The 15279-nt window shown below is 42.5% G+C and carries 9 protein-coding genes and 2 pseudogenes; 6 read left to right on the top strand and 5 right to left on the bottom strand.

Annotated elements, in window-relative coordinates; translation table 11 throughout:
* Positions 1–4 precede the first annotated feature (4 nt).
* From ACTG7Q_RS01090 to serA, 3 genes and pseudogenes are all read left to right on the top strand, one after another.
* Positions 5–1304: pseudogene (locus ACTG7Q_RS01090) on the top strand (IS3 family transposase).
* Positions 1305–1573: 269 nt separating this feature from the next.
* The gene (gene rpiA, locus ACTG7Q_RS01085; protein ID WP_439239968.1) at positions 1574–2233 is read left to right on the top strand and encodes a ribose-5-phosphate isomerase RpiA; all 660 of its coding nucleotides are present in this window, start codon (positions 1574–1576) and stop codon (positions 2231–2233) included.
* A 56-nt stretch (positions 2234–2289) separates the two neighbouring features.
* Positions 2290–3522, top strand: a complete 1233-nt coding sequence (serA, locus tag ACTG7Q_RS01080; protein WP_439239966.1) for a phosphoglycerate dehydrogenase — start codon at positions 2290–2292, stop codon at positions 3520–3522.
* A gap of 59 nt (positions 3523–3581) precedes the next feature.
* Here the strand turns inward: serA and hda are convergent, their stop codons facing one another.
* The 3 genes from hda to upp form a co-directional block, all read right to left on the bottom strand.
* Entirely contained in the window at positions 3582–4274 is a 693-nt protein-coding gene (gene hda / locus ACTG7Q_RS01075; RefSeq protein WP_439239964.1) for a DnaA inactivator Hda, read from the bottom strand.
* A gap of 51 nt (positions 4275–4325) precedes the next feature.
* Positions 4326–5567: a nucleobase:cation symporter-2 family protein gene (locus ACTG7Q_RS01070; protein ID WP_439239962.1), complete on the bottom strand. Its 1242-nt coding sequence runs from the start codon at positions 5565–5567 to the stop codon at positions 4326–4328.
* Between the two features lie 91 nt (positions 5568–5658).
* Positions 5659–6285, bottom strand: coding sequence for a uracil phosphoribosyltransferase (gene upp, locus ACTG7Q_RS01065; RefSeq protein ID WP_439239960.1), 627 nt, complete (start codon positions 6283–6285; stop codon positions 5659–5661).
* A gap of 177 nt (positions 6286–6462) precedes the next feature.
* Here upp and ACTG7Q_RS01060 point away from each other — a divergent pair.
* Together ACTG7Q_RS01060 and cpxA are read left to right on the top strand one after the other, a co-directional pair.
* A pseudogene (locus ACTG7Q_RS01060) lies at positions 6463–7146 on the top strand (response regulator); the annotation flags it as partial.
* Between the two features lie 94 nt (positions 7147–7240).
* Positions 7241–8629 carry an envelope stress sensor histidine kinase CpxA gene (gene cpxA, locus ACTG7Q_RS01055; protein WP_439239958.1) on the top strand — a complete coding sequence of 463 codons (1389 nt, stop codon included), beginning with the start codon at positions 7241–7243 and terminating at the stop codon, positions 8627–8629.
* A 39-nt stretch (positions 8630–8668) separates the two neighbouring features.
* Here cpxA and ACTG7Q_RS01050 read toward each other — a convergent pair whose 3' ends face one another.
* On the bottom strand, positions 8669–9991 hold the full coding sequence (locus ACTG7Q_RS01050) for an MFS transporter (protein ID WP_439239956.1): 1323 nt from the start codon (positions 9989–9991) through the stop codon (positions 8669–8671).
* Positions 9992–10021: 30 nt separating this feature from the next.
* Complete coding sequence (plsB, locus tag ACTG7Q_RS01045) at positions 10022–12493, bottom strand: glycerol-3-phosphate 1-O-acyltransferase PlsB (RefSeq protein WP_439239954.1); 2472 nt, start codon at positions 12491–12493, stop codon at positions 10022–10024.
* A 132-nt stretch (positions 12494–12625) separates the two neighbouring features.
* Here plsB and acnB point away from each other — a divergent pair, with 132 nt between their 5' ends.
* A complete protein-coding gene (gene acnB / locus ACTG7Q_RS01040; protein WP_439239952.1) occupies positions 12626–15235 on the top strand; it encodes a bifunctional aconitate hydratase 2/2-methylisocitrate dehydratase in 2610 nt (869 codons plus the stop codon).
* Positions 15236–15279 lie beyond the last annotated feature (44 nt).

Here is a 15279-nt window from a genome sequence, read left to right as displayed (position 1 = left end):
TTTTATGACTAAATACAATCAAGCATTTAAACAACAATTCGTTGATTTTTACTTCACAAATCACGAAAGCCTATCCATAACACTCAAACATTTTAACCTACCAAATGAAATAGTTCGACACTGGATTGTATAATTCAAACATTCAAGCAGTAATGGGTTAGCTGTACGACAAAGCAAACAAAAATATTCTCCCGAGTTTAAATTTAAAGTGGTTCAAAGCGTACTTTTAGGTCAATTTTCAGGTCGTGGTGCGGCGTTACATTTTAGCTTAACAAGTTCTGGAATGATTAGCCAATGGTTGAAAACCTTTGAAAAACAAGGTATAAATGGCTTATTGCCTAAACCAAAAGGTCGCCAAACGATGAAACCAAAATATCCTAAAATGCCCCAAAACCTAAGAATCGGCTAGAATAACTCGAACTTGAAAATCTAAGATTGAGAGCGGAGAACGATTTTCTAAAAAAGTTGGACGAGATTATCAAACGAGAAGACAGGCAACGGCAGAAGCCGTCCAAGCCTTAAGATTACGCTATCCCTTAGCTTTGTTGCTCGACATTGTGGGACTTTCTCGTAGTGTATTTTTCTATCATATCAAGCCTAAAACGGATAAAGATGAAACGCTTAGAGCCAAAATCAGGGGGATAAAAACAAAGCACCCAGAGTATGGCTATCGCCGTGTAACTGCTGAGCTAAAATGAGTAAATCATAAGAAAATTCAACGTTTTATGCAGGAAATGGGCTTGCAGGTGAAAGGCAAAAAATGCCGAAAATATAATGCCTATCGTGGAAACGTGGGGAAAATAGCAGAAAATCGGCTTAACCGTGATTTTAGTGCGACTAAACCGAATGAAAAATGGCTGACTGACATTACGGAGTTCAAGGCAAAAGATGGTAATAAACTCTATTTTTCGCCGATTTTGGACACATTTAACAACGAAATGGTCGGACATCACAGCAGTACAAATCCAAACTGGGCATTAGTGGAAAGGATGTTGCAAAAAGCATTGAAAAAACGTTCAAAACGGGAAAAAACGATTTTACATTCAGATTAAGGATGGCACTATCAAATGCGAGCTTATCAGGGAATATTGCAAGAAAATGGTATTGAGCAGAGTATGTCACGCAAGGGAAATTGCTTAGATAATGTGGCAATGGAAAGTTTTTTCGGGCGAATGAAAACAGAACGTTTTTATGGGAAATCTTTTAAGACCATTGATGAAATTAAAATCATGATTGATGAGTATGTTAGCTATTACAATGAAGAGCGTATTCAATTAAAATTAAAAGGACTGAGTCCGATATAATATCGTCCTCAGTCCCTGATGTAAGTGTCTAACTTTTTGGGGGCAGATCAATAGGTCTTTCCTTTTTTGCTAATTAAATATAGTTTATCGGATTTTTTTTAATTTGATACGATAAATTGGAGTATTGTACCGTTTATTGGTGGGAGAGATCATCATGATGAATTATTTCCCCATTCAGATTGAAATAATTTTTGTCTTTATCGGCTTGTCTATCTCGCTTTTTAGTATTAAAGTGTAGCAATCGTTTTACCAAAAACTAAGGATTAAAAATGGATCAACTCGAACTGAAAAAACAAGCAGCGAAAGCGGCTTTGCAATTTGTGAAACCTGATATGATCGTGGGCGTGGGGAGCGGTTCCACGGTGAATTGTTTTATTGATGTACTTGGCAGCATGGCAGACCAAATTAAAGGTGCCGTAGCCGCATCAAAAGCATCAGAAGAATTATTACGTAAGCAAGGCATTGAAGTGTTCAGTGCCAATGATGTATCAAGCTTAGATATTTATGTGGACGGTGCGGATGAAATTAATCCACAAAAAATGATGATTAAGGGCGGTGGTGCGGCGTTAACTCGTGAAAAAATCGTGGCATCATTGGCGAAGAATTTTATTTGTATTGTGGATAGTTCAAAACAAGTTGACGTGTTAGGTTCAACCTTTCCTTTACCTGTCGAAGTGATTCCAATGGCACGTTCTCAAGTGGCACGTAAATTGGTCGCTTTAGGTGGCTCGCCAGAATGGCGTGAAAATGTGATTACAGATAATGGCAATGTCATTTTAGATGTCTATAATTTTAAAATCCTGAATCCAGTAGAAATGGAAAAAACATTAAACAATGTGGCGGGTGTGGTGACGAACGGCATTTTTGCGTTAAATGCAGCAAATACTGTAATTATTGGCACGCCAGAGGGTGCAAAAATTATTAAATAAAGCACCGCACTTTTTCTTTCATTTATTAAAAACACAACATCATTAGGAAGGCAAATATGACAAACAAAGTGTCTTTAGACAAATCAAAAATTAAGTTCTTATTGCTAGAGGGCGTGCATCAAAATGCGTTAGATATTTTGAAATCCGCTGGTTACACTAATATTGAATACCACAAAAAAGCCCTTGAACCTGACGAACTGAAAAAAGCGATTAAAGATGCCCATTTTGTGGGATTACGTTCTCGCACCAATCTCACCGCTGATATTATTGCCGAGGCCAAGAAATTGATTGCGGTGGGTTGTTTCTGTATTGGCACCAACCAAGTGGATTTAAAGGCGGCAAAAGCTCGTGGGATTCCAGTATTTAACGCGCCTTTCTCCAATACACGTTCCGTAGCAGAATTAGTATTAGGCGAAATCCTATTATTAATGCGTAATATTCCAACCGCCAACGCACAAGTTCATCGTGGTGAATGGAATAAAAGTGCGGTGGGTTCTCGAGAAGTACGAGGCAAACGTTTGGGCATTGTGGGTTATGGTCATATTGGTTCGCAATTAAGTATTATTGCGGAGTCCTTAGGTATGAATGTATTTTTCTATGATGTGGAAACCAAATTGCCGTTAGGTAATGCACAACAAATTTCATCACTAGAAGAATTATTAAGCACCAGTGATATTGTGTCATTGCACGTACCTGAATTGCCATCCACTAAAAACTTAATGAATGCGGAACGCATTTCACAGTTGAAGAAAGACTGTATTTTTATTAATGCAGCTCGTGGTACGGTGGTGGACATTGACGCCTTGGCCAAAGCCTTAGAACAAGGTCATATTCGTGGTGCGGCCATTGATGTGTTCCCTGAAGAACCAGCGTCTGCAGATGAAGTGTTTGAGTCGCCATTACGTCAATTTGATAATGTGATTTTAACCCCCCATATCGGTGGTTCAACGACGGAAGCACAAGAAAATATTGGGACGGAAGTGGCCAGTAAATTTGTTAAATATTCCGATAACGGTTCAACCCTTTCTTCGGTGAATTTCCCAGAAGTGTCTTTACCAGAGCATACTGGCACCAAACGCTTATTACATATTCACCACAATAAACCGGGTGTGTTAAATAAAATCAACCAAATTTTTGTGGAAGGAAATATCAACATTGCCGCTCAATACTTGCAAACCGATCCGCAAATTGGTTATGTGGTGATTGATGTAGAAACCGAAAATACCGAGGGTTTATTAACTAAACTCAAAGCCATTGATGGCACTATTCGGGCGAGAGTATTGTTCTAAATTTGATAAGAAAAATGCCGCAGTTGTGTCACAAAATGCGGTGTTTTTTTATGTGTTTTTTACAACCCTAAAATCTCTTTCACAAAGGGAATCGTTAATTTGCGTTGTGCTTGTAATGAGGCCTTATCTAATTTTGCGACGGCTGTAAATAAGCTGTGCATATCTCTATCTAAACGTTTGATTAAAAAATTTGCGGTATCTTCAGGTAACTCAATCCCTAATTGATGGGCGTTTTGCTGTAAGGCTTGGATTTTTTGCGTTTCGTTGAGCGGGTGAAGTTGATAGATTTCTCCCCAACGTAAACGTGAGGCAAGATCGGGTAATTTCACGGGGAGTGAAGTAGGGGATTGATCGCTACTAATCAGTAAAAGTGCGGTGCCTTTTTCTTTGATTCGGTTAAATAAATCAAAAATAGCCAGTTCCCAGTCGTGATGACCGATAACAGCTTGTAAATCGTCGAGGCAAATGACATCTTGTTGTTCAAGATTGTCTAAAACTGCGGTGGAAAAATAGGCGTATTTGCTTAACGGCACATAAATACTGCGACGATTTTCGGCCAGAATATAATTGGTCACGGCTTTGAGCAAATGGCTTTTGCCACTGCTGGCCGTTCCCCAAATATAAAAGAATGGTTGTTGTAATTGTTGGAAATTTTTGTGCAACGAGTTGAGCAACAAGAGGTTATTGTCGCCGTAAAAATTTTCTAAGGTTTCATCATCTAGTTGATGAATAGGGAGAGAAAGTTGTTGCACAAAAAATCCTATCAATTTCCCTCTCCTGTTGGGAGAGGGATAGGGTGAGGGTTATTCTTCGACTTTATTTTCCGCTTTTGGTAACACCAAGTTAAGAATAATGGCCACGATAGCACATAAGCTGATACCTTTGACCGAAAGTTCGCCCACGTTGACGAACATACCGCCGATACCGAAACTCATGACCACAGAAATAATACACAAGTTACGAGCCTCTGTCACATCTACTTTAGCACGGATTAAGGTACTCATTCCTACTACGGCAATAGAGCCGAACACCAACATCATAATACCGCCCATGACGATGGTTGGAATGGTGGAAAGGAATGCCCCCACTTTGCCACAGAATGAAATAGCAATGGCCCAAACGGCGGCCCATGTCATAATATTTGGGTTAAAGTTGCGCGTTAACATCACGGCACCCGTGACTTCCGCATAGGTGGTATTTGGTGGGCCACCTAATAAGGAGGCGGCAGATGTGGCGATACCGTCACCTAATAAAGTGCGGTGTAACCCCGGTTTTTTTAGGAAATCTTTGCCCGTCACAGAGCTAATTGCCATAATACCGCCCACGTGTTCAACCGCCGGTGCAATGGCAATCGGGAGTAAGTATAAAATGGCTTCCAGTTTAAATTCTGGCGTGGTGATTTGAGGTAAGCTAAACCAAGCGGCGTCATATACCGGTTGGAAATCAATTAAGCCTAAGCATAAGCATAAAATATAACCAACTGCGATACCGAACATAATCGGAATCAGTTTCATAATCCCTTTGGAGAACACGGCTACGCACAATGTGGTAAGCAAGGTGACTAAGGACACTAACACGGCTAAGTCATATTCATAAACTTGCGTCACACCGTCTGGTTTACCCACAGCCATATTTACTGCGGTTGGTGCAAGCCCCATACCAATAATGATGATCACTGGCCCCACGACTACTGGAGGGAAAATGCGCTCTAAAATACCCGCACCCCGTAATTTTACCAAGGTACTTAAGGCAATATAGACTAAACCGGTACAAGCCAAGCCACCCATTGTCACGGCAATGCCCCAAGTTTGTACGCCGTATTGAATGGGGGCGATAAAGGCAAAGGAGGAGGCGAGGAAGATCGGGACTTGTTTACCGGTGCAAAGTTGGAATAATAATGTCCCTAACCCTGCGGTTAACAGTGCAGTATTCGCATTTAAGCCAGTGATTAATGGCACAAGAACCAAGGCACCAAAGGCGACGAATAACATTTGTAAGCCCACAAAGGCTTGTTTAGTTTTACTTTGAATTTCAGGTGTTGTCATAGTTTTTTACTTCAATAAGCGGCCAAAGCTCACTGACTTTGCACCGCGGTTGCAGAAAAATGCCCTTGATAAAAATCAAAGGCATCAGGATTTATTTCGTTCCAAAAATCTTATCACCCGCATCACCCAAACCTGGGATAATGTAACCATGTTCATTTAAATGGTCATCAATGGACGCCGTGTATAATTCAATATCAGGGTGAGCTTGTTCTAAGGCTTTCAGACCCTCTGGAGCTGCCACTAATACAAGGACTTTAATTTGTTGGCAGCCTTTTTGTTTTAATAAATCAATGGTGGCAATCATCGATCCACCAGTCGCTAACATTGGGTCAACCACGATAGCTAAACGTTCTTCTAAATCACTGGCGAGTTTTTGGAAATATGGCACAGGCTCTAAGGTTTCTTCATTACGGTACATACCAACTACGCTAATTCTGGCACTTGGAATATGTTCTAATACACCGTCCATCATGCCTAAACCAGCACGTAAAATCGGCACCACGGTAACTTTTTTACCTTTAATTCTATCGACGTTGACCGGACCGCACCAACCGTCAATGGTGACATTTTCCACTTCTAAATCGGCGGTGGCTTCATAAGTTAACAAACTCCCCACTTCCGTGGCTAATTCACGAAAGTGCTTGGTGCTGATATCAGCCATACGCATTAAGCCTAATTTATGTTTGACTAAAGGGTGTTTTACTTCGACGATTTTCATAGGAGATCCTTACTTAAAATTTGCGAGAGAATTGCAGTAGATAAATTTCGTGGATTTTAAAATATTTTTAACCAAATTAACAGCAGAATTTTTTATTTTAGGTTTCTTTTTTTACTGAAAATAGATTAGAATTGAGTATCCTTAAGGAAGTCGTTGTATAACATTGGAGAGAGGCCTATGTCTTTATTATTAGTGGATGATGACCAAGATATTCGTTCTTTATTGGTAGATTTGTTGTCTTTGGAGGGATTCCAAGTCGACGAGGCTGAAAATGGCAAAGTGGCCTTGGAAAAATTGGCGGACAACACTTATCGTTTGATTTTATTGGATGTGATGATGCCTGTAATGGATGGTATTACGGCGTTAAAAGAAATTCGTCAACGTTATAATACGCCGGTGTTAATGTTAACCGCACGAGGTGACGACTTGGATCGTATTCAAGGGCTGGAATTGGGGGCGGATGATTATTTGGCGAAACCCTTTAATGACCGTGAGTTGATTGCGCGGATTAAAGCCATTTTACGTCGTACCGATAGCAGTACCACTGTCCCCCCTCAGCACATCACGAATGTCGAGGGACTCGTGCTAAACACGGCGACCAAACAAGCCAGTTATCAAGGCCATTCTTTAGATTTAACCACAACCGAATTTGGTTGCTTAGAGTTGATCGTGTCGAACCTCAATCAAGCTGTGAGCAAAGACGAACTCAGCATGAAAGTACTTGGCAAAACCTTGTCACCCTTTGACCGTTCCATTGATATGCACATGTCAAACTTACGTAAAAAATTACCGCCGAGAGAAAATGGCGATTTATGGTTTAGAACCTTACGAGGGCGAGGCTACGCCATGTTATCCGATGAATATTGCGATAAACGTGCCGATAATAATGCGTCAAATGGCAACCTTGCGGGGGGGGGTAATCCTATGATTTATAAAGAAAAATTAAACTGGTGGAATGATGATCAAAGCCACCTTTAATTCGCTTGCAGTTAAAATTTTCGCATTATTCTGGTTTATTTTTGCCTTACTGTTGCTGTCAGCACTTTTTATTCCACAATTAGACTCTCGCTTATATGTGGGCTTAACCTCTAAAGAAGTGAATAAATACCATCAGGATATTATTAATGCGGTGCGTTCTCAGCAATTTTCTCGCTTATTGGTGACACCAGAGGCATTTATTGAAGAAAAATTGAATACGCCTCGCCCGGTATTGGTTGACGAAACGCAGCGTATTATTGGCGCCCGAGAAAATGAAGTCGGCTATATTCGTGATTTTATGAAATATTCGACAGATTTATTGCGCCCACAACGCAAGACCTTTTATGATCTCTCCATTGCTGGCCCCTTTAGCATTCATATCAATAGTGATGAACATCAATATTCCTATTTTGCTTATTTTATCACCTATGTCGATCCTCAAAAGGAAATTGCCAACTATATCTTTGACCGTCCTTTTTTACTCTTGTTTTTGCTAATGTTGGTATCGACGCCGATTTTAGCGTGGCTCGCATACAGTTTAACCCAGCCTATTCGCCGTTTACAGCGTGCGGCAAATGCTGTAGCGATGGGGAATTTTAGTGTGAATAAAGAACTGGAAAAAACAGGTGTGGTGGAATTGCGCCAAGTGGGACGCAGTTTCAACCAAATGTCGAAATCTTTAGCGGATTTGATTAATACTCAACGGCAAATGATGTCGACGGCCTCACATGAGCTACGTACACCGTTAACACGTTTACAATTAGCGGCCAGTTTGATTCGACGTAAAATGGGGGACAGCAGTGAATTACAGCGGATTGAAAATGAAACTCATCGCTTGAATGCCATGGTGAGTGATTTATTGCTGATTTCTGCGACGCAAGTGAAAAATAATCTGTATCGTGAGTGCATTCGGCTCCCAGAAATCTGGCAAGAAGTCTTAGCCGATGCCATGTTTGAGGCGAGAGAGATGAATATCGGTATGAACGTGAAACAGCAGATCCATTCCCCTGAAAAGCACCAAATTTATGGGAATTTAGAGGGCTTATCAAGTGCTCTAGAAAACGTGATCCGCAATGCGCTTAAATATACTCACTCGCTTATTGAAGTCACCTTTTCGTTGCGTAAAAAACAACTGTTTATTATGATCGAAGATAACGGTGAGGGGTTACCCGACAACGAATATGAACGGATTTTTGCGCCGTTTTATCGAGTAGACGAATATCGCACACAACAAAAAACCGGTGCGGGATTAGGTTTAGCGATTGTGTACAGCACGGTGCAAGCTCACCAAGGTAAAGTCTGGGCAGAAAAAAGCCCATTGGGTGGTCTGCGAGTGGTGATCAGATTGCCATTATGGCAAGAGTAAATAAAGCAATCTCCCCGCTCATGGCGGGGAGATTTGAGTTTAAAGGGCTTGAATTTTACTTGGCCGTTTTAAGAAAAATAACGCCACCACGGCAATGAGTAGCACAAAACCGACGGCAATATACAGGCTTTGTTTTTGCCAACCTAAATCTAATAAAGAACCCGCAATGGTCGGCGCCAGAATCGATCCCACACGCCCCATGCCAATCGACCAACCCACACCGGTACTACGAATATCCGCCGCATAAATATTCGGATTGAGCGTATATAAACCGCTGATACAGCCGTTCATTAACGCCCCCACCAATACACCAAACACCATGGCTAACCATAAAATAGCAGAGGAGAAAATAAAAATAATAATGGCGCAAGAGGAGAGCACCGTAAATAGCATTAATACATGACGGGCAGACCAACGGCTCGCCAATAAGCCATAACATAAGGAGCCAATGGTGCCACCAATGGAAATCATCATACCCACCACAATACTGGCATTTTCCGTCATGCCCGCCTCTTTTAATAGGGCTGGCGTCCAAGAACTGACGAAATAGAAACTGAACATAATGGCGAAGAAAGCCGTCCAAATTAACAACGTCGAACGCAAATATTGGGCGTTAAATAATTGCGAAATAGGCAATTTTTTCACCGCACTTTGACCGTCTTGTTGTGCGGTTTGCATTGGCAATGACCAATCTTTGCCTAAGCCCATTTTTTGCGTAATTTTGTTTAACCGTTGTTGCGCATTGTGCGGTTGTTTATTTAACAGAAAATCAATGGATTCAGGCAACCAAGCCAATAACACCACAAAGCATAAACCTGTTAAAGCCGCACCGGCTAAATACACCGCACGCCAACCGTACACATCTTGCAAACCGACAGCAAAAAAGCCCCCTAACACGGCACCTACGCCAAAGCCCGCCGCATACACGCTGATGGCGAAACTCCGCCATTTGCGAGAGGAGTATTCGCTAGTTAATACGTTGGTGCCAACTAAAATACCGCCCACGCCTAAGCCGGTGAGTAAGCGCCAACCGAATAGGGCGTCATGATGGCTAATAAAGGCAGATCCCAACATCCCCAAGGCGGATAAGCCAATGGCAATCAGTAATAACGGACGACGGCCGATTTTATCCGCCAGTGGGGCCAAAAATAAGGAGCCGGCGGTCATTCCTATTAACCCTGCACTCATTAAATACCCGAGTTGCACGCCAGATAAGGCAAATTCGGCTTTAATGGAGGAGGCGGTAAAGGCTAGCGCCAATACATCAAAGCCATCTAATAAGTTCATAATGGCGGCCATAGCCACAATAGCCCATTGGTAGCCAGACATGGGGCTTTGGTCGATCTTTTCTCGTAAATTCATAGGGTTCCTTAAAGGGATAATAAAAAATAATTATACGTTATCTTCGGTTTTATCTTCTTGTGCCACATCGTTGCTGGTGGTTTCTTCCGCTTTTTCCACCGCACTTTGAATGGTCAAGTTAATTTCAGCCGAAATCAAACGGGTGAAAATATCCGATAATTGTTGTAATTTGGTCAAATCTGCTTGGCCATTTTCATCAAAATAACCGTTTGTTTTCAAGCTATTAATAAAACCAGAGAACACGGCTTTATCAAAAAATTCAGGAGCATTAATCCCATGTAATACCGATAAACGTTGTGCCACCGATTGGCTTTCTTTTTCCAAACTTGCACGAGACATGCTCGGATCGTTACACAGCAAGCTCACCGCAATTTGATAACGTTGCAAAATCTCACGCATACCGGCTGACCATAGTTGTAAACCACGCACTTTTGGTCGGTTGATACTGAGCAAGCTATCGTTGCATTTGATTAATTCTTGGCGGGCTAATTCAGCAATCACACTTTCAATGCGTTGATTCAGTTCTTCGTTACTAAAATGTAAAAATAACTCGGCACGTAAGAACGGATAAATTTTATTCACCGCATCAATCACCAAATCTTTTTGGGTAGCCTCATAATGCAACACAATGCTCGCCACTAAAGACGGTAACACAAATAAGTGTTGGATATTGTTGCGATAATAGGTCATTAATACCGCTGAATTACGTTCTAAACGGATAATTTCCCCGAAATTATCTTTTTCCGTTAACACGCCGACACGATCCAAGCTCAACACATGATTGAGCATTTCCTCTGGCGTTTCCGTTGGAATAATCACATCTTGTGAATATGGCGTATTTTGTAATAATTGTTGATAGCTTTCCAACTGCTCCAATAATTGCTCACGGGATAGCGCACGTTGGCGTGAGGACAGTAAGGCGGTGCCGGTTAAGTTCATGGCATTAACGGCGGCGGCGTTGTTAATGTTCACCATTACTTGATTGGCTACTTGATCCACCGCTTGGTTAAACCAACTTGGGCGTTCTTCTTGGAGGCTTTGTTTCCATTCTGGATAATGTTGCGTGAGGTAGCTATTGAGTGAAATCGGTTCGCCAAAGTTTACATAACCTTTGCCAAGATTGCGTAATTTCTTGATCACTCGCAACACTAAGCCTGCATTTTCTTTCTCTTTGGCGGCGCCACGCAATTCTTTGGCGTAAGTATCGACTTCTAACACATGTTCATAACCCACATACACTGGCACCAAGGAAATCGGGCGAGTTTGGCCTTGTTGTAAGGCTTGTAAGGTCATGGACACCATGCCGGTTTTCGGCGCCAATAAGCGACCTGTACGTGAACGACCGCCCTCAATAAAGAATTCCACGGCATAACCACGGTGGAACAATTCCGCTAAATATTCACGGAACAGCGTAGAATAGAGGCGATTGCCTTTGAACGTACGGCGAATAAAGAATGCCCCGCCACGACGGAATAAGCCGCCCACCGGCCAGAAATTAAGGTTAATCCCAGCGGCAATATGCGGTGTCACTAAGCCTTGATGATACAGCACATAAGACAGCAATAAATAGTCAATATGGCTACGGTGGCAAGGAATATACACAATTTCATGCCCCTCTAAGGCCAGTTTACGCACACGATCAGCATGTTGTACATCAATGCCTTGATACAGTTTATTCCATAACCAACGTAAAAAACGGTCGGCAATACGCAAACTTTCATAGCTCACATTGGCGGCAATTTCATCCAGAATTTTTTGTGCCTCTTGGGTGGCTTTTTCATGGCTTATTTTTTTAGCCGTGGCCTCATCATCAATGGCTTGTAAAATGGTTGGCGATTGCAATAGTTTTTTGAACATGGCTTGACGATTCGGTAAGCGAGGACCCGCCGCAGAAATACGCTGTTTGGCAAAGTGCATTTTCGCTACACGAGCCAATTTTTGAGCGATTTTTTCATCTGAACCATGTTCATCCACCATATAACGTAATGACACCGCTTGCGAGAAACGCACAAAGGTATCACGGCCAAACCATAACACTGTAAAGGTTTTTTGAATGCCATTCAGTAAGCGTAATTTTGGCAAGCCATTTTTATCTTCTTGCCCCGGTGAACGCCCCCATAACACCGAAACGGGCACCACTTGCACATTTAACTCGGGCAAACTGCGGTGTAATTCTAAGTAGTTATAGAATACTTTTTCCGTTTCTTTTTTGGCGCCCTTAGATTTAAAGAAACTATGTCCCTCATCTAAAAATACATAACGAGGTAGTTTTTCACCGTTGATTTCATTGGGTTGCAACGGATCGGGCAACCCTACATTTAAACAATTACGTTGAAAAATCACTAAATCCGTTTGTGAGGTATAAGGCAGAACATAAACAAAGGGTTGATTGATATCCAATTCCAATTCTTCTATTGGGTGATGTGGAATAGAATTGTTTTTGACCAATAATGATAAAGGGAACGCTAAAATTTTACGGTAGAGATTGGCTAAAGTTGACATTGAAAAATCCTTTGGTTTTATCAAATTAGCGCTAGTTTATCATAGCTTAATGATTTGTTTCAAAAACTTATTGTCGATAAGAGAGAACAGTATTAATATGTAACAGAATTGCAACAAAAATAAGGAGCTCCTATGTTTAGTTTTTTACAAAATTACCAAAAACACGTTGATGAACGTGCTGTACAAGGTGTTGTTCCCAAACCATTAGATGCAGAACAGACGGCACAGTTAATCGAATTGCTGAAACATCCGCCGGCAGAAAAAAGTGCGGTGGATTTGCTTGAACTTTTTGAGACTCGCATTCCAGCCGGAGTGGATGAGTCGGCTTATGTGAAAGCCAGTTTTCTGGCGGCCTTAGCCAAAGGAGAAACCCGTTCACCGCTGATTTCAACGGAACATGCCGTCAAGTTGCTCGGTACCATGCAAGGCGGTTATAATATTGAGCCGTTATTGGCCGCCCTCGATAATCCTACTCTCGCTCCCATTGCTGCAAACGCCCTTTCTACTACTCTACTCATGTTTGATAATTTCCACGACGTGGCGGAACGTGCCAAACAAGGCAATACGTTTGCGCAACAAGTCTTACAATCTTGGGCTGACGCCGAATGGTTTTTATCTCGCCCCAAATTGGCGGAAAAATTAACGGTCACCGTGTTTAAAGTCACGGGTGAAACCAACACCGATGATCTTTCACCGGCACAAGATGCGTGGTCTCGTCCCGATATTCCATTGCATGCCTTAGCCATGTTAAAAAATGAACGGGATGGTATTGAACCAGATGACGCAGGGAATATCGGCCCGATTAAACAAATTGAACGCCTGAAACAACAAGGGTTCCCCTTGGCTTATGTGGGCGACGTGGTGGGAACGGGTTCCTCACGTAAATCCGCCACCAACTCGGTACTTTGGTTTATGGGGGAAGATATTCCTTATATTCCAAATAAACGGGCGGGCGGCGTGGTGCTTGGCGGTAAAATTGCGCCGATTTTCTTTAACACCATGGAAGATGCGGGTTCGTTGCCGATTGAAGTGGATGTCAGCCAACTGAATATGGGTGATGTGATTGATATTTACCCTTATGCGGGCAAAATTTGCCGTCATGATACGGACGAGGTATTAGCGGAATTCCAATTAAAAACCAATGTGTTATTGGACGAAGTACGAGCGGGTGGCCGTATTCCATTGATTATCGGCCGTGGCTTAACCCATAAAGCTCGTGTGGAATTAGGTTTGCCAGAAAGTGACGTGTTCCAAAAACCACAAAGTGCGGTGCAAAATCACCGAGGTTTTACCCTTGCACAAAAAATGGTTGGCCGAGCTTGTGGCGTGGACGGCATTCGACCGGGTCAATATTGCGAGCCACGCATGACTTCGGTCGGTTCACAAGATACCACTGGACCAATGACCCGAGATGAACTTAAAGATCTGGCTTGTTTGGGTTTCTCCGCTGATTTAGTGATGCAATCGTTCTGTCATACCGCCGCTTATCCAAAACCAGTGGACGTGGTGACCCATCACACCTTACCTGATTTTATTATGAACCGTGGCGGTGTTTCACTGCGCCCGGGCGACGGTGTTATTCACTCTTGGTTAAACCGCATGTTATTGCCTGACATCGTCGGTACCGGTGGCGATTCCCATACTCGTTTCCCGATTGGGATTTCATTCCCTGCGGGTTCTGGCTTGGTCGCATTCGCCGCAGCCACTGGCGTGATGCCATTGGATATGCCTGAATCAGTGTTAGTGCGCTTTAAAGGCGAAATGCAACCAGGGATTACCTTACGTGATTTGGTACATGCGATTCCGTATTATGCCATTAAGCAAGGCTTATTAACGGTGGAAAAAGCGGGTAAGAAAAATATTTTCTCTGGACGTATTTTGGAAATTGAGGGATTGGAACATTTAAAAGTGGAACAAGCCTTTGAACTTTCCGATGCGTCGGCTGAACGTTCTGCGGCGGCCTGTACCATTAAATTAGACAAAGCGCCGATTATTGAATATTTAAATTCCAATATTGTGTTGCTGAAATACATGATCGCCGAGGGTTATGGCGATGTGAGAACCTTGGAACGTCGTATTCGTGATATGGAAAAATGGCTGGATAACCCAGAATTAATGCAAGCGGATCCCGATGCAGAATATGCGGCGGTGATCGACATTGATTTGGCGGATATTAAGGAACCGATTGTGTGTGCACCAAACGATCCCGATGATGCCCGTTTGTTGTCCGAGGTACAAGGTGATAAAATAGATGAAGTGTTTATCGGTTCTTGTATGACCAATATCGGTCATTTCCGTGCCGCAGGGAAATTATTGGCGAAATTTAAAGACATGATCCCAACCAAATTGTGGATTGCACCGCCCACCAAAATGGATGCGTCTTTGTTGAGTGACGAGGGCTATTACAGCATTTTCGGGAAAAGTGGCGCACGGATTGAAATCCCCGGTTGTTCACTTTGTATGGGGAACCAAGCCCGTGTGGCCAATAAAGCCACGGTGGTGTCCACCTCCACCCGTAACTTCCCGAACCGTTTAGGACAAGGTGCCAATGTGTATTTGGCCTCAGCGGAACTGGCGGCGGTGGCCTCCTTGTTGGGTCGTTTACCGACACCGCAAGAATATTTATCTTACGCCAATGATTTACAGCAAGATAAAGACGATACTTACCGTTATATGAATTTCGACCAAATTAGCCGTTATACGCAAAAATCCGATAATGTGATTTTCCAATCTGCAGTATAACTTTTTGATAAGGTTGATTTTTTAATGAAAGGTGCGTATTGTCA

The sequence above is a fragment of the Lonepinella sp. BR2474 genome, assembly GCF_051851555.1.
Taxonomy (GTDB): Bacteria; Pseudomonadota; Gammaproteobacteria; order Enterobacterales; family Pasteurellaceae; genus Lonepinella.
This window is presented reverse-complemented; position numbering and strand designations above follow the sequence as displayed.

Coding starts and splice junctions, on each gene's coding strand:
- ACTG7Q_RS01050 (WP_439239956.1), bottom strand. CDS start 9,991: ATGAATTTACGAGAAAAGATCGACCAAAGCCCCATGTCTGGCTACCAA.
- upp (WP_439239960.1), bottom strand. CDS start 6,285: ATGAAAATCGTCGAAGTAAAACACCCTTTAGTCAAACATAAATTAGGC.
- serA (WP_439239966.1), top strand. CDS start 2,290: ATGACAAACAAAGTGTCTTTAGACAAATCAAAAATTAAGTTCTTATTG.
- plsB (WP_439239954.1), bottom strand. CDS start 12,493: ATGTCAACTTTAGCCAATCTCTACCGTAAAATTTTAGCGTTCCCTTTA.
- rpiA (WP_439239968.1), top strand. CDS start 1,574: ATGGATCAACTCGAACTGAAAAAACAAGCAGCGAAAGCGGCTTTGCAA.
- acnB (WP_439239952.1), top strand. CDS start 12,626: ATGTTTAGTTTTTTACAAAATTACCAAAAACACGTTGATGAACGTGCT.
- cpxA (WP_439239958.1), top strand. CDS start 7,241: ATGATGATCAAAGCCACCTTTAATTCGCTTGCAGTTAAAATTTTCGCA.
- ACTG7Q_RS01070 (WP_439239962.1), bottom strand. CDS start 5,567: ATGACAACACCTGAAATTCAAAGTAAAACTAAACAAGCCTTTGTGGGC.